The organism is Micromonospora sp. NPDC049799, assembly GCF_040656655.1.
GTDB lineage: Bacteria > Actinomycetota > Actinomycetes > Mycobacteriales > Micromonosporaceae > Micromonospora.
Genome location: NZ_JBFAMU010000905.1, coordinates 1 through 1,099, shown reverse-complemented (window position 1 = coordinate 1,099; position 1,099 = coordinate 1). Strand labels below are relative to the sequence as shown.

Sequence of the window (1,099 nt, the reverse complement as noted above, 5' to 3'; positions counted from 1 at the left end):
GTCCCTTTTCGGGAGAAGTGCTGCGTCGCAGGTCACAGGTCGTCTCCGTCCCCGTCGAAGCCGTCTGCCGAGGGCGCCCGGCCTCGGCGGCCCGTCGGGTCAGTGCGGCGAGCGCGTCGGGACTGGCGTCGACCACGGTGACGCGGTGCCCGGCGTGGGCCAGCGGTACGGCGAAGCCGCCGGTGCCGCCACCCACGTCGAGCACGGTCAACGGGGTGTCCCCACGGCGGTCCAGTTCGGCGCGCAGCACCGACCAGATCACGGCGGTACGGGGGGTCAGCGGCGGCCCGGCGAGGCGGCCTCGGGTCTGCTCCACCCCGACGAGCCTAGTCACCTGGTCCAGACCCGCCGGTGACCCGCCCGCCGGGCGGTCAGGCCTCGCCCTCGGCGCCGTTCTCCTCGGCGCGGGAGCGCAGGGCGTTGGCGACCGGGCCCTCGGTGACCTCGTACTCCCGAGGCTCGGTGTGGTGGCCCGGCACCCAGCCGGCGCCGAGTCGGGTCCGGCGGGAGTTGGCCACCCCGCCGCGGTACGCGTGATTACCGGTCATCGGTTCGTTCCCCCTCGTGCGCGCGGGCGACTCTGCCCGTGCGGGCTGCAAGTCTCCCGCTGGGCGGGACGGAAAACCGTAATGTGGATCACTCCGGCTCTCACCGGAAGTCGCGCGAGGCGGGGCTGACCGGCGGCTCGATCGCCTCCAGCCGGTCGGCGGTGAGATTGATCACTCCCTCGTGGCGCTGCAACAGGCCCCGCACCACCAGCGCGGCGCTGGTGCGGGCCACCCGCCGGTACCGCTGCCACAGGCCCGGTGAGCAGGTGACGTTGAGCATCCCGGTCTCGTCCTCCAGGTTCAGGAAGGTGACGCCACCGGCGGTCGCCGGGCGCTGCCGGTGCGTGACGATCCCTCCGACCTGGATCCGCCGGCCCGGCTCCACCCGGCCGAGCCGGGCGATCGGGACCGCGCCCAGGGCATCCAGCTGCGGCCGGATGAACCGGGCCGGGTGGCTCTCCGGCGACAACCCGGTCGCCGACGTGTGGGCGACCGGGTGCGCGAGCTGCTCGCCGGTCTTGGCTACCGGTGGCCGCGGCAGGCACTGCGCC

The 1,099-nt window shown here is 74.5% G+C and carries 3 protein-coding genes; all 3 read right to left on the bottom strand.

What is annotated here, in order from left to right; translation table 11 throughout:
• Positions 1-334: methyltransferase domain-containing protein (locus tag AB0I76_RS30535; protein ID WP_357042790.1), on the bottom strand; the 334-nt coding region annotated here is incomplete at its 3' end.
• A gap of 37 nt (positions 335-371) precedes the next feature.
• Positions 372-548: a hypothetical protein gene (locus AB0I76_RS30530; RefSeq protein ID WP_357042787.1), complete on the bottom strand. Its 177-nt coding sequence runs from the start codon at positions 546-548 to the stop codon at positions 372-374.
• Positions 549-648: 100 nt separating this feature from the next.
• The coding region (locus AB0I76_RS30525; protein WP_357042783.1) for an OB-fold nucleic acid binding domain-containing protein at positions 649-1,099 on the bottom strand (451 nt) is incomplete at its 5' end.

What these genes read in the sequence shown, in the direction of transcription:
- AB0I76_RS30530 (WP_357042787.1), bottom strand. Translation starts at nt 548, where the DNA reads ATGACCGGTAATCACGCGTACCGCGGCGGGGTGGCCAACTCCCGCCGG.